The sequence below is a fragment of the Streptomyces sp. NPDC001922 genome (genome assembly GCF_042891165.1).
Classification (GTDB): Bacteria; Actinomycetota; Actinomycetes; order Streptomycetales; family Streptomycetaceae; genus Streptomyces.
In genome coordinates, this window is the sequence record NZ_JBIASV010000012.1 from 191311 (window position 1) to 209260 (window position 17950).

General features: G+C 72.9%; 15 protein-coding genes. 10 read left to right on the forward strand and 5 right to left on the reverse strand.

What is annotated here, in order from left to right; translation table 11 throughout:
• Positions 1-27 precede the first annotated feature (27 nt).
• The gene (locus tag ACFYYR_RS23275; protein ID WP_388856702.1) at positions 28-672 is read right to left on the reverse strand and encodes a LuxR C-terminal-related transcriptional regulator; all 645 of its coding nucleotides are present in this window, start codon (positions 670-672) and stop codon (positions 28-30) included.
• On the reverse strand, positions 660-2033 hold the full coding sequence (locus ACFYYR_RS23280; RefSeq protein ID WP_388856706.1) for a sensor histidine kinase: 1374 nt from the start codon (positions 2031-2033) through the stop codon (positions 660-662). The genes ACFYYR_RS23275 and ACFYYR_RS23280 overlap by 13 nt, the downstream gene beginning before the upstream one ends.
• Before the next feature lie 199 nt (positions 2034-2232).
• On the opposite strand from ACFYYR_RS23280, the gene ACFYYR_RS23285 reads away from it, so the two are divergent.
• The gene (locus ACFYYR_RS23285; protein ID WP_388856960.1) at positions 2233-3288 is read left to right on the forward strand and encodes a fatty acid desaturase family protein; all 1056 of its coding nucleotides are present in this window, start codon (positions 2233-2235) and stop codon (positions 3286-3288) included.
• 226 nt (positions 3289-3514) lie between these two features.
• Here the strand turns inward: ACFYYR_RS23285 and ACFYYR_RS23290 are convergent, their stop codons facing one another.
• Together ACFYYR_RS23290 and ACFYYR_RS23295 are read right to left on the reverse strand one after the other, a co-directional pair.
• On the reverse strand, positions 3515-4693 hold the full coding sequence (locus ACFYYR_RS23290; RefSeq protein ID WP_388856709.1) for a CU044_5270 family protein: 1179 nt from the start codon (positions 4691-4693) through the stop codon (positions 3515-3517).
• Positions 4690-5283, reverse strand: coding sequence for an RNA polymerase sigma factor (locus ACFYYR_RS23295; protein WP_388856712.1), 594 nt, complete (start codon positions 5281-5283; stop codon positions 4690-4692). The genes ACFYYR_RS23290 and ACFYYR_RS23295 overlap by 4 nt, the downstream gene beginning before the upstream one ends.
• A 158-nt stretch (positions 5284-5441) precedes the next feature.
• Between ACFYYR_RS23295 and ctaD the strand changes: the two genes are divergently transcribed.
• Positions 5442-7175 carry a cytochrome c oxidase subunit I gene (ctaD, locus tag ACFYYR_RS23300; RefSeq protein ID WP_388856715.1) on the forward strand — a complete coding sequence of 578 codons (1734 nt, stop codon included), beginning with the start codon at positions 5442-5444 and terminating at the stop codon, positions 7173-7175.
• Between the two features lie 44 nt (positions 7176-7219).
• Positions 7220-7588 carry a hypothetical protein gene (locus ACFYYR_RS23305; protein ID WP_388856718.1) on the forward strand — a complete coding sequence of 123 codons (369 nt, stop codon included), beginning with the start codon at positions 7220-7222 and terminating at the stop codon, positions 7586-7588.
• 107 nt (positions 7589-7695) lie between these two features.
• Here the strand turns inward: ACFYYR_RS23305 and ACFYYR_RS23310 are convergent, their stop codons facing one another.
• The gene (locus ACFYYR_RS23310; protein WP_388856721.1) at positions 7696-8325 is read right to left on the reverse strand and encodes a PAS domain-containing protein; all 630 of its coding nucleotides are present in this window, start codon (positions 8323-8325) and stop codon (positions 7696-7698) included.
• A 441-nt stretch (positions 8326-8766) separates the two neighbouring features.
• On the opposite strand from ACFYYR_RS23310, the gene ACFYYR_RS23315 reads away from it, so the two are divergent.
• The 7 genes from ACFYYR_RS23315 to mmuM all read left to right on the forward strand — a co-directional run bounded on the left by ACFYYR_RS23315 (position 8767) and on the right by mmuM (position 17811).
• Positions 8767-12000 carry a cytochrome P450 gene (locus ACFYYR_RS23315; protein ID WP_388856724.1) on the forward strand — a complete coding sequence of 1078 codons (3234 nt, stop codon included), beginning with the start codon at positions 8767-8769 and terminating at the stop codon, positions 11998-12000.
• A 502-nt stretch (positions 12001-12502) separates the two neighbouring features.
• Entirely contained in the window at positions 12503-12895 is a 393-nt protein-coding gene (locus ACFYYR_RS23320; RefSeq protein WP_388856727.1) for a cell division protein SepF, read from the forward strand.
• 85 nt (positions 12896-12980) lie between these two features.
• Positions 12981-14123 carry an AAA family ATPase gene (locus ACFYYR_RS23325; protein WP_388856730.1) on the forward strand — a complete coding sequence of 381 codons (1143 nt, stop codon included), beginning with the start codon at positions 12981-12983 and terminating at the stop codon, positions 14121-14123.
• Between the two features lie 236 nt (positions 14124-14359).
• Positions 14360-14734, forward strand: coding sequence for a nucleotide pyrophosphohydrolase (locus ACFYYR_RS23330; protein ID WP_388856963.1), 375 nt, complete (start codon positions 14360-14362; stop codon positions 14732-14734).
• Between the two features lie 164 nt (positions 14735-14898).
• Positions 14899-15375 (forward strand): DUF6099 family protein, encoded by a 477-nt coding sequence (locus ACFYYR_RS23335; RefSeq protein ID WP_388856733.1) that lies wholly within the window; start codon positions 14899-14901, stop codon positions 15373-15375.
• A gap of 237 nt (positions 15376-15612) precedes the next feature.
• On the forward strand, positions 15613-16536 hold the full coding sequence (locus ACFYYR_RS23340; protein ID WP_388856736.1) for an LLM class F420-dependent oxidoreductase: 924 nt from the start codon (positions 15613-15615) through the stop codon (positions 16534-16536).
• Positions 16537-16815: 279 nt separating this feature from the next.
• Positions 16816-17811 carry a homocysteine S-methyltransferase gene (gene mmuM / locus ACFYYR_RS23345; RefSeq protein ID WP_388856739.1) on the forward strand — a complete coding sequence of 332 codons (996 nt, stop codon included), beginning with the start codon at positions 16816-16818 and terminating at the stop codon, positions 17809-17811.
• The last annotated feature ends 139 nt before the right edge of the window (positions 17812-17950 follow it).

Below are 17950 nucleotides of genomic sequence, written 5' to 3' on the forward strand. Positions count from 1 at the left end.
GGTGAGAGCCGTTTCAGCTCCGCGCCCTCAGAGGTCCAGATGGGCCAGCACCGCCAGCACCCGGCGGTTGTCGTCGCACGATGGGGCCAGGCCCAGTTTCGCGAAGATGTTGTTGGTGTGCTTGCTCACCGACTTCTCGGTGATGCACAGCTGCCGGGCGATCGCCGCGTTGGTCCGTCCCTCGGCCATCAGGCCCAGCACTTCGCGTTCCCGGGCGGTGAGGGACTGCATCGGTTCCTGGCCGGAGTTCCTGGCCAGCAGCTGGGAGATGACGGAGGTGTCCATCGCCGTGCCGCCGGCGGCCACCCGTCGTACGGCGTCGACGAATTCGCTCACCTCGAAGACCCGGTCCTTGAGCAGGTAGCCGATGCCGCCGTCGTGGTCGGACAGCAGCTCCCGCGCGTAGAGGTGCTCCACGTGCTGGGACAGGACCAGGACCGGGAGGCCGGGAACCTCGCGGCGGGCCTTGGTGACCGCCTGGAGGCCTTCGTCGGTGAAGGTGGGCGGCAGCCGGACGTCGACCACGGCGACGTCCGGACGGTGCTCCAGCAGGGCCCGCAGCAGATCGGGACCGTTGTCCACGGCTTCGACGACCTCGAAGTCGTTGATCGTGAGCAGTTGGATGATGCCCTCCCGGAGCAGGGCCAGATCCTCGGCGATCACAACGCGCACGGCAGCTCCATGGTCACTGCGGTGGGGCCGCCCACCGGACTGTTCAGGTCGAGGGTTCCGTCGAAGGTGGCGAGCCGGCGCCGCATGCCGTCCAGTCCGCCGCCCGGCTGCACCCGTGCGCCACCGCCGCCGTTGTCGCCGACGGTCAGGTGCAGCCGTTCGTCGGCGTGGTGGATCCGTACCCGGGCCGTGGTGGCGCCGCTGTGCTTCACGACGTTCGCAAGCGCTTCGGCGACGGCGAAGTATCCGGCCGACTCCACCGGTGCCTGCGGGCGGGCGGGCAGGTCGATGTGCACCTCCACCGGAACCGGCAGATCGAGGGCGAGGGCCCGGACGGCGCCGTCGAGGCCGCGTTCGGCGAGGACCGGCGGATGGATGCCCCGCACCAGGTCCCGCAGCTCCGCCAGGGCCTGGCTGCTCGCCGCGCGGGCGTCGGTGAGCAGTTTGTGTGCGGCGTCGGGGTTCCGGGTGAACAACTGCTCCGCGAGGCCGAGTTTGAGCCCCACGGTCACCAGTCGTGCCTGCGCGCCGTCGTGCAGATCCCGTTCGATGCGCCGCAGTTCCGCGGCCTGGGCGTCCACGGCCTCCGAGCGGGTCTCGGTCAGGTGCAGCACCCGCCGGGCGAGCCGGGCCTTCTCCGTGGGGCGCAGCAGTCTCTCGGTGATCCGGGTGTGGACCCGCAGCAGCCGGGTTCCCGACCAGAAGCCGAGGAAGAGGATGACCAGCCCCTCGACGAAGGCGAGCGCCGCCATGCCGGGGCTGTGGACCGGCCAGATCAGCCCGTACCCGTAGTCGGGCCGCATGAAGGGCCAGAACAGGGGAGTGGCCACTACCCCGTGGATGCCGTAGATGATCAGCCAGCCCGGCAGCAGGCCCAGGACCAGCCCGGCCGGGGCGTGGATGAGGAGCCAGAGCAGGTCGCGCCAGGTGGCCGGGTCGGTGAGCAGCGAACGGCAGTACCGCAGGCTGCTGGGCACGTCCAGGGGCTCGAAGTCCTCGCCCTGCTGGGCTCGGTAGGGAGTGGGGATGTCGACCGACCACCACTCCCGGGCGAAGCGGCGGTGCATGTCGGCGAGGCCGCGCACGGCGAACAGCGCGATCGGGAGGGTGAGCACCCCGACGCCCGTGACGAGCAGGGCCAGGGACACCAGCGTCAGCGTGAGCAGGGGTACGGCCCCCAACTGCGACAGCAGGGCCAGGGCGAGACCGCGGCGGGCGGTCACCAGTCCGGTGACCAGCCAGGGACGCAGTTCGGTGCGCAGCCGGGGACGTAGTTCGGTACGCAGCCAGGGACGCAGTCCGGTACGACGCCAGGGACACAGTCCGGTGCGCAGCGGCGCGGGCCACCACGTGCTCCTCATGGGCAACTCGCATGCTCCAAGCACTGTGGGTGGTCCTGGCTGGTGTGATGTCCAGTGAGCCTATGGCCGGCCCCCCTGCCGGGCAAGGCGGGCCCCAGGAGCGGGGGTAGGGTTTTGCCCACCTCGAAGTGGGGGGCTAAGCGGGTTCTGACGCCCGCCCCCGGAAACCAGACTCGAGGCCATGAGCATTCAGTCAGTGATGACGACAGTGGAGGCGCCCGCGGCGGGGGTGGCCACGCCACCCGCCGGAAGGGTCTCCGGGAGCGACTTCGCGCAACTCAGCCGCCGCGTCGCCGAAGAAGGGCTGCTGGACCGGCGGCCCGGGTACTACATGGTGCGGTTCGGCCTCGTGGGCCTGTCGCTGGTGGGCGGCTGCGTCGCGTTCTTCCTGCTGGGTGACTCATGGCTGCAACTGGCCCTGGCCGCTGTGCTGGCCGTGGTCTTCGCCCAGGTCGGGCTCATCGCCCATGACCTGGCGCACCGGCAGGTGTTCTCCCACCGGAGGTACAGCGAGGTCGGCGGCCGGATCGCCGCGAACCTCGTCATGGGGATGAGCTACGGCTGGTGGATGAACAAGCACACCCGCCACCACGCCAACCCCAACCACGAGGAGCGGGACCCCGACGTGGCCCCCGACATCCTGGTGTGGTCCCAGCGGCAGGCGAGGAACGCGAACGGGCTCGCGAAGTTCATCGGCAAGCGGCAGGGCCTGCTCTTCTTCCCGCTGCTGACGCTGGAGGGGCTCAACCTCAGCGTCTCCAGCTTCCGGGCGCTGCGCAGCCCGGCGATGAAGCGCCCGTACCTCGAAGGCACGCTGCTGGTCGCCCACTTCGTGGCCTACTTCGGCGCGATATTCGCCGTGCTGCCGCTGGGCAAGGCACTCGCCTTCATCGCCGTGCACGAGGGCCTGCTCGGGATCTACATGGGGTGCGTCTTCGCTCCCAACCACAAGGGCATGCTGATGGTCACCCCGGAGATGAAGCTCGACTTCCTGCGCCGGCAGGTGCTCACCTCCCGCAACGTCCGCGGTGGCCGCTTCATCGACGCGGTCATGGGCGGCCTCAACTACCAGATCGAGCACCACCTCTTCCCGAGCATGCCGACTCCCGCGCTCACCCGGACCGCGCAGATCACCAAGGAGTTCTGTGCGGAGAAGGGGATCCCTTACTACGAGACCGGGCTGCTGGCCTCGTACCGGGAGGTCGTGGGGCATCTGCACCGGGCGGGCGAACCGATCCGCAGCGTCGCCGGCTGACCCGCGGACACCGGCCGCCTATGGCGGCCGCTGCGCCCGGCCTCCGTCCCCCTCGGACCGCCACAACGCCGGCCCCGGCGCCCGGCCCGGTTCGCTGTCCCTTCCCCGTGCGATAGCGCGGGACAGCGGCACCGGGCCGGGCTTCGTGCGTTCCGGCGCCGGGAACGTCCGGGAACGGCGCAGGGCATCCGGCAGGCCCTCGACCAGCGCCGCAGCGATCGCCGCCTCAGTACATCCACGCCTCGTAGGACAGCACGTCCCCGGCCTCGACCCGCCCCTCCTTCCAGTCCCTGGTGACGGTCACCTCGCGGCCGAGGATCCGGCCCGTGTCCGGATCGAGGACGACCATCTGGCGCGCCCCGGTCCCGTGGTCGTCCCGTGTGACGTAGGCCTGTCCCTGCCGGCCGAGCCGGTCCGTCACCGCTCCCACGGGCCTCAGGCCGTCGGACCGGGCGAGCAGGGTGGTGATCGCGGCGGTTTCCCGCGGCCCGGGTGTCCAGTCCCCGAGGAACTCCGACACGTCGTCCAGCAGGTCGTCGGTCGGCTCCGCATCCGAGACGCCCGCCCGTTCGTCCCGGTCGAAGTACGCGCGGAGGGCGTCCGGGGTCCGCGGCGGGGGAGTGGTGTAGAGGCTGTTGCCGGCCAACGCCCCCGCGGGGTAGGTCTCATGGCGGACGACATGGCCGTCGTCCACCACCCGGGGCTTCACTCCGCTGCCGTCGATGACGGGCCTGCCGGGGTGCCGCGGGTCGGTGGCGACCTCCAGCAGCGAGCCGCTGCCGTCCCGGTTCCAGCGCAGATACCGCTCCTGGGGCACGGTCACCGGCGGCCGGGCGCCGGGGCCGGACTCCATGGCCAGGGCCCACTCCTGCACATGGCTGCCCGGTTCGGCGTGCCGGTCCGCGCCCGCACGGCGGGCCAGGGTCTGGGCCCGGTCGGCGATCCGGGCCAGGGGCAGGGCCGAGGAGCCGTCGGTCACCAGGGGAGCGGGGGCCGCGACCGCCACCGGCGCTCCGGGCCCCGACAGGGTCACGGCGACCGCGGTGACGACGCCCGCCACCGTCGCGGCCAGTCCGTACAGCAGACGGCGGGGACGACGCTGCTGGAGCGGGGCCGCGCCGCGCGCGGCTTCCCCCTGTGGGGCCGGTGGGCCCTCTCGGTCGCGGAGGAGTGCTGCCAGCTGCCGTTCGGCCCCGGCGTCCAGTGGACGGTCCCGCAGGTGCGGGTGGTCTGCCGGTACCGGGTTCGCGCGGCGCAGCAGGTCCAACGCGTCGTCCACCGGCGGCTCGTCCCTCACGGGCCGTACCCCGTCCTCCGGCCACTCGGGGTCCTTCGACACCGCAGCGTCCCGCGACACCGCATCGCCCCTCGAACCTTCATGACTCATCGGCAACTCATCGCTCATCGACGCTTCCTCGTCCCCGCCGCGCCGGCCGTTTCCTCCGCCGTCGCGCCGGCTGCTTCGTCCGCCGTCCCGTCATCGCACGGATCCGTGGTGTCCAACGTGCCGATCACCGTGCGCAGCCGTTGCCGGGCGCGGTGCAGCCGCATCCCCGCCGCGGTGGTGCTGCACCCCAGCGCGAGTCCGGCCTCCTCCAGGGTCAGTTCCTCCCAGGTGGTCAGCCGCAGCACCTCCTGGTCCGCCTCGGGGAGCGCGGCGAGCGCCTCGCGCACCCAGGCGCCGGGCTGTTCGGCGTCGGGGCCGGACACCACGCGGGGGCCGCGGGTGGTCTCGTGGTGGCTCAGCCGTTGCAGGAGCCGCCGGTACCGGCTGCGGCCGCGCACCGCGTTCGCCAGGCAGTTCCGGGCCACCCCGTACAGCCACGGCAGCATCGCCTCCGGCGCTTCGGCGCGGCGCCGCCAGGCCACGGAGAAGACCTCCGCGACCACTTCGTCGACCTCCCACGCCTGCCCGTCGAGCCGGCGGGCCACATAGCGGCTGACCGCCCAGTAGTGCTCGCGGTACGCGGCGGCGAAAAGGTCGTCCCTGCTCATGATCTGTTCGTGTCCGGCACGGTCCGTATCCTCACACCTCGCGGTGTGAGCGTCGTCACCGTCCCGGCGGGAGGCCGCGGGCACCGGCGCGGGTGAGACGCCGGTCACGTCCGCCGGTGAGCCGTGACGATCCGAGCGCTGCCGGACACGAACAGGGCATGAGCGAGACAGACCCGGCCCACGAGCCGTCCACCGCCGCGCGCACCGGATGGGTGAAGTGGCTGACCACCACCGATCACAAGACGATCGGCACGCTGTATCTGGTGACGTCGTTCGCGTTCTTCTGCCTCGGCGGGCTGATGGCGCTGCTCATGCGCGCCGAACTGGCCCGTCCCGGCACGCAGATCATGTCGAACGAGCAGTTCAACCAGGCGTTCACGATGCACGGCACGATCATGCTGCTGATGTTCGCGACGCCGCTGTTCGCCGGATTCGCGAACTGGATCATGCCGCTGCAGATCGGCGCACCCGATGTGGCGTTCCCGCGGCTGAACATGTTCGCCTACTGGCTGTATCTGCTGGGTTCGCTGATCGCGGTCGGCGGCTTTCTGACGCCGCAGGGCGCCGCGGACTTCGGCTGGTTCGCCTACGCCCCGCTGTCGGACGCCGTCCGCTCCCCGGGTGTGGGCGCCGATATGTGGATCATGGGTCTGGCGCTCTCCGGCTTCGGCACGATTCTGGGCGCGGTCAACTTCATCACCACCGTCATGTGCCTGCGGGCCCCCGGCATGACGATGTTCCGGATGCCGATCTTCACCTGGAACGTGCTGCTCACCGGGGTGCTGGTGCTGATGGCCTTCCCCGTCCTGGCGGCCGCGCTCTTCGCGCTGGAACTGGACCGGAAGTTCGGGGCGCACATCTTCGACGCGGCCAACGGCGGGGCGCTGCTCTGGCAGCACCTCTTCTGGTTCTTCGGCCATCCCGAGGTGTACATCATCGCGCTGCCGTTCTTCGGCATCATCTCCGAGGTGGTGCCGGTCTTCAGCCGCAAGCCGATGTTCGGCTACATCAGCCTCATCGCCGCCACCATCGCCATCGCCGGGCTCTCGGTGACGGTGTGGGCGCACCACATGTATGTCTCGGGTGGCGTGCTCCTGCCGTTCTTCTCCTTCATGACGCTGCTGATCGCGGTCCCGACCGGGGTGAAGTTCTTCAACTGGATCGGCACCATGTGGCAGGGCAGCCTGAGTTTCGAGACGCCGATGCTGTGGACGGTCGGCTTCCTGGTCACCTTTCTCTTCGGTGGTCTGACCGGTGTGATCCTGGCCTCGCCGCCGATGGACTTCCACGTCTCGGACTCGTACTTCGTGGTGGCCCACTTCCACTACGTGGTGTTCGGCACCGTGGTGTTCGCGATGTTCGCCGGCTTCCACTTCTGGTGGCCGAAGTTCACCGGCAAGATGCTGGACGAGCGGCTCGGCAAGATCACCTTCTGGACGCTGTTCATCGGCTTCCACGGCACCTTCCTGGTCCAGCACTGGCTGGGCACCGAAGGCATGCAGCGCCGCATCCCGGACTACCTCGCGGCCGACGGGGTCACCACGCTGAACACGGTCTCCACCATCGCGTCGTTCGTCCTGGGCCTCTCCTTCCTGCCGTTCCTCTACAACGTCTGGAGGACCGCCAAGTACGGCGAGAAGATCGAGGTGGACGACCCGTGGGGCTGGGGCCGTTCGCTGGAGTGGGCGACGTCCTGCCCGCCGCCGCGGCACAACTTCGTCAGCCTGCCCCGGATCCGTTCCGAGTCCCCGGCGTTCGATCTGCACCACCCGGATGTCGCGGCCGGCGCACTCGGCGGATCCGGCAGCGGCGCTCTCGCTGCAGCAGCCGGTGAGCTGCGCCCGCCGGCCCCTCGCGCGGGCGGCACCGGCGTTGCCTCCGAGCGGAACTGACCGGGAAGGGGGTACCAAGGAGTTCTGACCAGGGAGGTACGCAGTTGACGAGCACCGACGCCCCCGACCCCCACGGGGTCACCGCCGGGATCAACCGGATCGAGGGGTATCTGCTGTGGCAGGCCGAGACAGCCGGCGCCGAGGAGCGGGCCGAGGCGTTCTGCGACCGGCTCCCCTGGCTCACCACGGGCCAGCGCGAGGAGGTCGAACGCGTCTATGTCCAGGACCGGCTGGACGACGCCCGGCGCGACCTGCGGCGGGTCGCCGCCCGCTGCGAGGAGCTCCAGGAGGAGTACCGGGCCCGCTACCGCACCCTGCGCAGGCGCCTGGTCGCGGCCTGTCTGCTGGCCGGATGCGGGCTGGCGTTCGTCACCCTCCTCGCCCTCGGCCTGCGGGGCGCACCGGCGGGGTGAGGGCGCGGCGGTGCCGGCGCCCTCACCTCTCGGAGTGTCGCCGTGCCGCGGCGGGTGCGTGGTGGGTCAGGGGGTGCGTACGCGGGCGAGGGTGTCCGTCCCGCAGCTCACCCCGCACCGCCCTCCACCGCCGGCCGGCCCCCGTCCCCCGCGGGCGCCGGCGGCCACTGCCCCGGGACCAGGACCCCGAGGGCGTACGCCCGGGCCACCAGCGCGGCCCGGTTCGGGGCCCGCCACCGCCGGGACAGCTGCGTCAGGTGGTAGGTGACGCCGTCCACGGTCAGTCCCACGGTCCGGGCGATGGCCGCCGTGGTGTGGCCCGCCGCGGCCAGCGCCAGGATCCGCCCGGCCGTCGGCCCGACCTCCGGTGGCCGGTGCGCCGGGGGCCCGTCGGTGGCGGCCCGCGCCGTGTCCGTCCGCCGCAGCATCACCAGCAGCCCGGGCGGTCCTCCGGTGTCCTCGCTGACCGGATCGACCATCAGCTCGCCCTCGTACACCGCGCCGCCGGCCGTCCAGCGCACCGCCAGCGGATACCGTGACCGCCGGCCCAGGTGCAGCGCCTCGGTGATCCGGTCCAGTTGGGCCGAGGCCTGCGGGCGGAAGAGTTCGAGGATGTTCCGGCCGACGAGCCGCCCGGCCGTCCGGCCGCACTCCGCACCCATCGCGGGATTGGCCAGCACGATGCCTCCGTCGGTGCCGCACAGGGCGAGGGGCAGCGGCATCCGGTCGAACAGCACCAGGAACCGGTTGCGCCAGGAGACCGCCTCGTCGCGGTGCGGCCCCGGCGGCTCGACCGGTCCCGGCCGCTCTACCGGTCCCGACTGTGCGCCAGGCCCTGCCGGCCGTCGGCACTCCGACAACGGAACGCCCCCTTCCGTGACAGCGGGACCACTTCCCGCGCGCCGCGCCCGAACGACCCTGCGCGCCGCGCCCGACCGGATCCGCGCACCGCGCCCGACCGGATCCGTGCACCGCGCCCGGCCGAACTCCGGTCGGTGCGAGCGCAAGCGCGCGCCCCGCCGTTCCCCTACATGTTTCCGTAGTTCTCGGGCTCGGAACGGTACGCGACTCGGTCCAAGGTTGAACCAGGTGCCCCTCCGGCCCCGTACCGCACCACCACGGGCGGTCCGGGGAGCGGGCACCCGCGTACCCCTCCTCCAGCGGAAGCAGCACAGGTGATGACGACCGACACGACCGTCAGGCCGGACCGCGACGAGATCCCCGTCGTGGACATTTCGCGCACCGGCCCCTCGCACACGCCCCTCCAGCAGGCCATGGAGCAGGCCCGGCTGCACGGCCCGGTGTTCCGCCGCCGGCTGCACAGCATCGAGACGCTGTTCGTCGGTTCACTGGACCTCGTCACGGAACTCGCCGACGAGACCCGGTTCGCCAAACACGTCGGCCCCGCCCTGGAGAACGTCCGGGAGGTGGCCGCCGACGGGCTGTTCACGGCGTACAACGACGAGCCGAACTGGGCCAAGGCGCACGACGTCCTCATGCCGGCCTTCGCCCTAGGCTCCCTGCGCACCTACCACCCCGTGATGCTGAAGGTCGCCCGCCGGGTGCTCGCCGCCTGGGACGCCGCGGCCGCCGCGGGCCGGCCCGTCGACGTACCCGACGACATGACCCGGATGACGCTGGACACCATCGGACTGGCCGGATTCGGCTACGACTTCGCTTCCTTCTCCCGGCCCGGCATGCACCCCTTCGTGAGTGCCATGGTCCGCTGCCTCGAATGGAGCATGACCCGCCTGGGCCGCGCCCCCGGCGGCGACCACAGCGTCCAGGACCGCGCCTTCCGCGCCGACGCCGACTATCTCGCCGCCGTGGTCGACGAGGTCATCGGGGCCCGGGCGGCGGCCGGGGACCGGTCCACCGACGACCTCCTCGGGCTGATGCTCGGCGCCCCGCACCCGTCCGACGGCACCACCCTGGACCTGGCCAACATCCGCAACCAGGTCATCACCTTCCTCATCGCGGGGCACGAGACCACCTCGGGAGCCCTCTCCTTCGCCCTGTACCACCTGGCCAAGGACCCCACCGTGCTGCGCCTCGTGCAGCGGGAGGTGGACGCGCTCTGGGGCGACACCCCGGACCCGGACCCGTCGTTCGAGGACGTGGGCCGGCTCCGCTACACCCGCCAGGTGGTCAACGAGGCGCTGCGGCTGTGGCCGACCGCGGCCGCCTTCGGGCGCCAGGCCCGCGAGGACACCCTGCTGGGCGGCCGGATCCCGATGCGTGCCGGCCAGGCGGCCGTGGTCCTCACCCCGATGCTCCACCGCGACCCGGTATGGGGACCCAACCCGGAGCTGTTCGACCCGGCCCGCTTCGGCCCGGAGGCCGAGGCCGCCCGCTCACCGCACGCCTACAAGCCCTTCGGCACCGGTGAACGCGCCTGCATCGGACGGCAGTTCGCGCTGCACGAGGCCGTCCTCCTGCTGGGGCTGCTGGTGCACCGCTACCGGCTGACCGACCACGCCGACTACCGGCTCCGGATCAAGGAGACGCTCACCCTCAAGCCCGAGGGCTTCAGCCTGACGCTCACCCCGCGCACCCCCGCCGACCGGGCCGGCGACCGCACCGCGCTCGCCGTGCACGCCATGGACGCGCCCGCCGAGGACCCGGCGTCACCGGCCGGCGCGGACACGCTGCCCACCCGGGTGGTGGCCGGTACGGACCTGCTGGTCCTGCACGGTTCCAACTACGGCACCTGCCGCACCTTCGCCGAGCAACTGGCCGGTGAGGCCGAGGAGCTCGGGTTCACCACACCCGTCACCGCACCCCTGGACACCGGTGCCGGCCGGCTGCCCACCGACCGCCCCGTGGTCATCGTGGCCGCTTCCTACAACGGCCGCCCCACGGACGACGCCGCGGCCTTCCTGTCCTGGCTGGAGCAGGCCGGACCGGGAGCGGCCGACGGTGTCACGTACGCCGTGCTCGGCGTCGGCGACCGCAACTGGGCGGCCACCTACCAGCGGATCCCGACCCTGCTCGACGAGCGGCTGGCCGAGCTCGGCGGCACCCGGCTGGCCGGGCGCGGCGCCGCGGACGCGGCCGGCGACCTGGCCGGCGGCGTCCGCGCCTTCACCCGGAGCCTGCGGCACTCCCTGCTCGGCCGCTACGGCGACCCGCTCTCCGCCGGGGCGGACCCCGCCGCCGCGGAGCCGGCCGGCGGTGAAGGGGCGTACACCGTCACGGAGCTGACCGGCGGCCCCCTCGACGCGCTCGCCGAGCGCCACGGCCTGCTCCCGATGACCGTCACCGAGTCCCACCCGCTCACCGCACCCGGCTACCCCCGCGTCAAGCAGTTCGTCCGGCTCGCCCTCCCCGACGGCGTCGAGTACCGCACCGCCGACCATCTGACGGTGCTGCCGGTCAACGACGCCGCCCTGGTGGCGCGTGCCGCGGACGCGTTCGGCGCCGACCCGGACACGGCGCTCGACATCAGGCCGCACGGCGCCGGCCGCGCCGCGCTGCCGGTCGACCGCCCGGTGACCGTACGGCAGCTGCTCGCGCACTTCGTCGAGCTGCAGGACCGGCCCACCGCACAGCAGATGGCGCTGCTCGCCGGACACAACCCCTGCCCGCCGGAGCGCGCCGCGCTCCAGGCCCTCGCCGACAGCCCGGAGGCCCTGGCCGCGGACCGGCGCACCCTGCCGGACCTCTTCACCGACCACCCGGCCCTGCGCGGCGCCGTCCCCTGGCCGGTGCTGCTGGAGCTGCTGCCGCCGCTGCGCCCGCGCCACTACTCGATCTCCTCCTCGCCCGCCGGCGATCCGCGCCACGCCGACCTCATGGTGTCGCGGCTGAGCGGACCGGCCCGCTCCGGGCGCGGCGAGTACCACGGCACGGGGTCGGGCTTCCTGTCCGGCCTGCGGCCCGGGGACGTCGTCCACGCCCGGGTCCAGCCGTGCCGTGAGGTGTTCCGGCTGCCCGAGGACGCCGCCACGCCCCTGATCCTCGTCGCCGCGGGCACCGGACTGGCGCCCTTCCGCGGTGCGGTGGCCGACCGCAGGGCGCGGCTCGCGGCGGGGGAGCGGCTGGGGCCGGCGCTCTGCTACTTCGGCTGCGACGACCCCGAGGCCGACTACCTCCACGCGGAGGAGCTGCGGGCCGCGGACGCCCTCGGCGCGGTGTCCATGCGCCCGGTCTTCAGCGAATGCCCCGAGAACGGGCTGCGCTTCGTGCAGCACCGCATCGCCACCGAGGCGGCCGAGGTGTGGGACCTGCTGGCGGACGGCGCCCGGGTGTACGTCTGCGGCGACGGCCGCCGGATGGCGCCGGGCGTCCGCGAGGCCTTCACCGCGCTGTACGCGGCCCGGACCGGTGCGGCCGCGGAGGAGGCCGCCGCCTGGCTCGACGGCCTGATCGCCGACGGGCGCTATGTGGAGGACGTCTACGCAGCGGGCTGACCCGGAGCGCGCACTGCGCGGGTCCGTCGCACCACCCGGGTGGTGCGACGGACCCGTTCCGGCTTCCGGAGAGACGCGGAGCCCGCCCGGCGCAACAGGTCCGCCGCCGGGCGTGACCGCGGCTTCCCGAGAGACGCGGAGCCCGCCCTCCGGCCGATCCGTACCGCCGGCGCCGGGCGGGCGTCCGCCTCGCGCGGGGCGGACGCGCGGCGAGGTTCGGAACGATCCGGACCGATCCGGACCACTCCGGACCAAGGCCTGATTCGTGGCCCCGGGGCCCGAACGGTGCTCCCATGGTGTTCAATTGGCGCTTCGTCAGAACATTCCGTCGTGGTCGGCCCCACCCTGAACCCGCCGACGTGGTCGATGAGTCACCGTCCACCGGAATGGTCCTCGTCACACCGATGGCGCGCGGCATGTGTCGCTCCGCCCGATCCCGGTGCGACGGTCATTACGCTGGCAGGATGCCGATATCCAGCCAGCTCACCCACGGGGAGGTCCGGTGAACCGGCGTGACGTCACCGATGCGCAGTGGGAGGGGCTCGCCGAAGTCGTTCCGTTGCGCGGCAGCGACGCCTGGCCGACCTGGCCCGGGCACCGCACCCTTCCCGCCGACGGCGGCGGCCGGGACCCGCGCCGCTTCGTGGTGATCCGGGTACAGATCTTCGCCGACGCCCGTGAGGTGGCGGAGTACCTCATGGGGCGCACCCCGATCCTCCTCGACCTGTCCGGCACGGAGCCCGATGTCGCCAAGCGCATCCTGGACTTCGCGAGCGGCGTCGCCTTCGGCCTCAACGCCAAGATGCACCGGGTCGACACCAATGTCTTCCTGCTCACCCCGGCCGGGACCGAGGTGGAGCAGCCGCGGCTCGGGGAGGCCGCGGCGCTGGACTGACCGGCGACTCATCGGTTAACTCGATCGTAGGAAGGCCGTCCCGGCGGAACGGTTCGCCGGAACGGCCGCTGCATACCGTCCCGTCATGGATCCCACCGGTGCCCCCGTCGGGGCCGACGACCGCCCGGCCCTGTCCGAACTGCGGCTCTCCTCCTTCAAATCCCACCGCCGGGCCGTCCTCCCGCTGAGCCCGTTCACCGTCTTCGCCGGGCCGAGCGGCAGCGGCAAGACCAGTGCCCTCCAGGCGTATACGGCACTGGCGCGGCTGGGCGGCGGCGAGCAGGTCGGGACGGCGTTCCCGGACGCCTCGGGCTGTGTGCCCGAGCGCGCCCGGCCGGACCCGCAGGGGCGGCGCGGTTTCCGGATCGGCTGCACCGTCGACGGACCGGTCGGATCGGTACGGCTCGACGTCGCCGTCCAGGCCGAGCCGGAGCTGCGTGTGGTCGGTGAGCGGCTGACCAGCGGCGGGCAGATCCTGCTCTCCACGGCGCTCCGCGACCCCGCGCGCCGTACCGTCCAGGCGGCCTGGCACACGGCCGGTTCGGTGCCGGTGACCCGGGCGCCGCTGCCGGACGACCGGCTGGCCACCGCGCTGCTGCCGTTACGGGTGGCGGGGAAGACGGCGGGACAGCGGCTGGTGCTGGCCGCCGCCGAACAGGTCGTGGTGGCGCTGCGCTCGGTCTTCGCCTGTGACCCGCGGCCGGAGCGGATGCGGGTGCCCGTCCCCCTCGGGGCGGGGCGGCTGCACGGCGGCTGCGGCAACCTGGCCGAGGTGCTGCTGCGGACCCGCGAGGAGTGCGGCACCCGGCACGCCGCACTGATCGCCGCGAGCCGGGCGGGCTGTGCGGGCGCGGTGGAGGACCTGGCGGCCCAGGAGCTCGCCGACGGCACGGTCCGGGCCGTCCTCGACCGGGGAGTGTTCGGCACCACGCCGGTCGGGCGGCTCGGCGACGGCGAACTGCGCTATCTGGCCCTCGCCCTGGTGCTGTTGACGGGGCCCGGGGTGCTGGAGATGGAACCGGTGGCCGAGGTCCTGCCCGCCCTGCAGGCGATGACGGTGCTCGCGGACGGCTTCGACCGCTGTCTCGACCGGCGGCAGGTGCGCGAACTGCTGTCGCTGGCGGTCCGGATGGGGGAGCGCGGCCATGTGCGGCTGGTGGGGGCGGTGCAGGACCGGGCGCCCGCCGAGGGGGTGGCCGGGGTGTCGGTGGTAGACCTGGGGGTGTGAACCAGACATCCGACCCCGGCTCCGGACCGGGCACCGACTCCGTTCCCGGCTCCGGCTCCGGCACCGACTCCGGCTCCGTTGCCCACTCCGGCTCCCGCTCCACCGCCGACTCGGGCTCCGGCTCTCGTTACGGGGCGGGCCCCGGCTCCGCCGGTCCGGCCGGCCCGGTCGCGTCCGCCGCGGGCTCCCCGGAGCCGGTCGAGGGCGCGCCCGGCTCCGGCGGCGGGCTCACCCTCCTGGCGCTGCAGCGGCGGCTCGCCGACTTCGCGGCGGCACGCGACTGGCAGCCGTTCCACACCCCGAAGAACCTGTCGACGGCGCTGAGTGTCGAGGCGTCGGAGCTGGTGGAGATCTTCCAGTGGCTCACGCCGGAGGAGTCGGCCCGGGTGATGGAGGACCCGGAGTCCGCCCACCGGGTGACCGACGAGGTCGCCGATGTGCTCGCGTACCTGCTGCAGTTCTGCGAGGTGCTCGGGATCGACGCCCTCACGGCGCTCGCCGCGAAGATCGAGCGGAACGAGCTCCGCTTCCCGGCGCCGTCCAAGCGGTCCCGGTCGTCCGCGCCGTCCGGGGCGTCCGCGCCGCCCATGCCGTCCGGCGAAGAAGCCTGATCGTCACTCTTCGGAGTGGCGGGGATATCAACACGGGAACAGTTGTCCACAAATTTCGGAATCCCCCTGGCTTTTCGGCCCGTTCGGTATCACTCTGGGTAGTGGCTAGGTGACGTTCGGCCGATGGCCGTACGGACGGGGCACGGGGCGAAGGGGACGGGCGGATGGACGCGGTTCGGTTGATCGGTGCCACCCGGCATGCCCTGGCGCAGTCGCGGGCGGCCGAGGAGATTGTTGCCGAGGCATGGCAGGCGCAGGCGCTGGCGCAGGCCGTGGGGAGTCATCTGGCGCTCCACGGGCCGCCGGAGCTCAGGTCCAGGGCTCACGGCCTGAGCGAATCCGGCGGCAGAGCGTGCAGTGCGCTCCAGCTTCCCGGGCAGCGGGAGGGCGGTGTCCGGGCGGCCCAGCTCTCCGGGCTGAAGGACCCGCGGAGCGTGCTGCTGGGGCTGGGCGGGCTGCTCGGGGAGGTGGGTATAGCCCTCGTGGGTGTGGCCTGCTCGGCGGACGAGGAGGCGCTCTACTGGCAGTGCATAGAGGCGATAGACGCCACCGACGAGGCGGGCGACCGCGTGCGCGGGCTGCTGCGGCAGTTGACGGAACGCGAGCGCTGGCAGGCGGACCCGGCGGCGGAGCCGTCATGAGCCGACCGAGTCGTCCTGCGCGGGGTGGTGGGTGTCGGTGAGTCGATCCGGGCGTGAACGGAAGCGCCCCCGCGGCGCATGGCCGGAGCCGGACGTCACGCGTGAGGCGAGGGCAGGCCGTTGCCGTGCGGTCATGTGTGAGGCGGTGGCGGAGACGCCCGCTGCGCGGGTAGGCGCGGAGCCAGGAGAGGGAGGAGCGGGCAGGGGGGAACGGCAAGGAACAGGCAGGATGGATGCATGGACCTTCGCATCTTCACCGAGCCCCAGCAGGGCGCGAGCTACGACACCTTGCTCACCGTCGCCAAGGCCACGGAGGACCTCGGATTCGACGCCTTCTTCCGCTCGGATCACTACCTCCACATGGGCGACGTCGACGGTCTCCCCGGGCCCACCGATGCCTGGATCACCCTGGCGGGGCTGGCGCGGGAGACCCGGCGGATCCGACTCGGCACGCTGATGACCGCGGCCACCTTCCGGCTGCCCGGTGTGCTGGCCGTCCAGGTGGCCCAGGTGGACCAAATGTCCGGTGGACGGGTCGAGCTGGGCCTCGGGGCCGGCTGGTTCGAGGCCGAGCACCAGGCGTACGGCATCCCCTTCCCCAAGGAGAAGTTCGCCCGGCTGGAGGAGCAGCTGGCGATCGTCACCGGACTGTGGCGGACGGAGGTGGGCAGCCGGTTCGACTACGACGGAAAGCACTACCGGATCGAGGACTCCCCGGCACTGCCGAAGCCCGCCCAGCCGAAGGTCCCGGTACTGATCGGCGGACACGGCGCGACCCGCACACCGCGGCTGGCCGCCCGCTACGCCGACGAGTTCAACATCCCCTTTGCCTCCGTCGCGGACACCGAGCGACAGTTCGGCCGGGTGCGGGCAGCGGCGGAGGAGGCCGGCCGCAAGGGGGACGACCTGGTGTACTCGAACGCGCTGGTGGTGTGCGTCGGCCGGAACGACGCCGATGTCGCACGACGGGCCGCCGCCATCGGACGGGAGGTGAACGAGCTCAAGGAGAACGGTCTCGCGGGATCCCCTGCCGAGGTCGTGGAGAAGATCGGCCGCTACGGCGAGGCCGGCTCCTCCCGGATCTACCTGCAGATGCTGGATCTGCACGACCTCGACCACCTGGAACTCATCGCTTCCGAAGTGCAGTCCCAGCTCGACTGAGCCGCTGTCTGCAACCTCGGAACCCCACCACTCCGCTGTCCACTGCCCATGGCCTGTTGCCTGTGGGTTGTGAGGCCCTGGCCCGTCCTGTTCCTTGCGGCGCGCGGTCGGCGCCGGTGCTCGGGCCGGCCGGTGGCAGCCTGGACTGTAGGAGCTGTAGGAGCTGTAGGTGCCCGAGCTGTGGAGGCGCGGGAGCCGGATGTTTGACGCGCGGTGTCGCCGCCGTTGGCAGCCGTAGGAGTCATAGGAGCCGTAGCAGCCGCAGAGGAGCTTGTCGTGATGTCCGCTTCCGACGGACCCGGACCCGGACCCGCACCCGGACCCGCGTCCACACCTCCGCCCGCGTCCACCCCCGGGGACGGCGGCGGGGCGGGCGCGGGGACCGTGGCCGCGGCCCTGGCGCGGGGGGCCGTGGTGCTCGACGGCGGTCTGTCGAACCAGCTCGCGGACCAGGGGTGCGACCTGTCGGACGCGCTGTGGTCGGCGCGGCTGCTCGCGGACGCGCCCGAGCAGATCGAGGCCGCTCACGCCGCGTACGTACGGGCGGGCGCGCGGATGCTCATCACCGCGAGCTACCAGGCGACGTACGAGGGGTTCGCCCGGCGGGGCATCAGCCGTGCGCAGACCACGGCGCTGCTGCGGCGCAGCGTCGAACTGGCCCGCCGTGCGGCGGGGGACAGGACGGACGTGTGGGTCGCGGCCTCCGTGGGGCCGTACGGCGCGCTGCTCGCGGACGGCAGTGAGTACCGCGGACGGTACGGGCTGAGCGTCCGCGAACTGGAGCGCTTCCACCGGCCGCGGATCGAGGCGCTCTGTGCCGCCGGGCCGGATGTGCTCGCCCTGGAGACCGTGCCCGACATGGATGAGGCCGAGGCCCTGCTCCGGGCGGCCGAGGGGACCGGAGTGCCGGTCTGGCTGTCGTACACCGCGGTCGGTGACGCCACCCGCGCCGGGCAGCCCCTGGACCGGGCCCTGGCGCTGGCGGCCGATTCCGGCCAGGTGCTGGCCGTCGGGGTCAACTGCTGCGATCCGGCTGACGCGGACCACGCCGTGGGCCTCGCGGCGGAGGTGAGCGGGAAGCCGGTCGTCGTCTACCCGAACAGTGGCGAGATCTGGGACGCGGAGCGGCGCGGCTGGCGGGGCGGCGTCACGTTCGACCCGGCCAGGGCCGTGGAGTGGCGTTCGGCGGGTGCCCGGCTGATCGGGGGGTGCTGCCGGGTGGGGCCGGACCGGATCGCCGCCGTCGCCCGCGCGCTGGATGCCGTGCTGCCGTGACCGACCGGGTCCCCGCGGGGTTCGGCGCGGTGGGCTGCCCCGCCCGCAGCCCGGCGGAGAGGGCACCGGCCCTGCCCGCGTCAGAAGGGGACGCCGCGGGGGAGCTCCGCGCATGCGGTGCGTGCGGACCGCAACAGCG

Excerpts from the sequence above, each read along its gene's own strand:
- ACFYYR_RS23280 (WP_388856706.1), bottom strand. The coding sequence starts at position 2,033 with ATGAGGAGCACGTGGTGGCCCGCGCCGCTGCGCACCGGACTGTGTCCC.
- ACFYYR_RS23285 (WP_388856960.1), top strand. The coding sequence starts at position 2,233 with ATGACGACAGTGGAGGCGCCCGCGGCGGGGGTGGCCACGCCACCCGCC.
- ACFYYR_RS23290 (WP_388856709.1), bottom strand. The coding sequence starts at position 4,693 with ATGAGCGATGAGTTGCCGATGAGTCATGAAGGTTCGAGGGGCGATGCG.
- ACFYYR_RS23295 (WP_388856712.1), bottom strand. The coding sequence starts at position 5,283 with ATGAGCAGGGACGACCTTTTCGCCGCCGCGTACCGCGAGCACTACTGG.
- ctaD (WP_388856715.1), top strand. The coding sequence starts at position 5,442 with ATGAGCGAGACAGACCCGGCCCACGAGCCGTCCACCGCCGCGCGCACC.
- ACFYYR_RS23315 (WP_388856724.1), top strand. The coding sequence starts at position 8,767 with ATGACGACCGACACGACCGTCAGGCCGGACCGCGACGAGATCCCCGTC.
- ACFYYR_RS23325 (WP_388856730.1), top strand. The coding sequence starts at position 12,981 with ATGGATCCCACCGGTGCCCCCGTCGGGGCCGACGACCGCCCGGCCCTG.
- ACFYYR_RS23335 (WP_388856733.1), top strand. The coding sequence starts at position 14,899 with ATGGACGCGGTTCGGTTGATCGGTGCCACCCGGCATGCCCTGGCGCAG.
- ACFYYR_RS23340 (WP_388856736.1), top strand. The coding sequence starts at position 15,613 with ATGGACCTTCGCATCTTCACCGAGCCCCAGCAGGGCGCGAGCTACGAC.
- mmuM (WP_388856739.1), top strand. The coding sequence starts at position 16,816 with ATGTCCGCTTCCGACGGACCCGGACCCGGACCCGCACCCGGACCCGCG.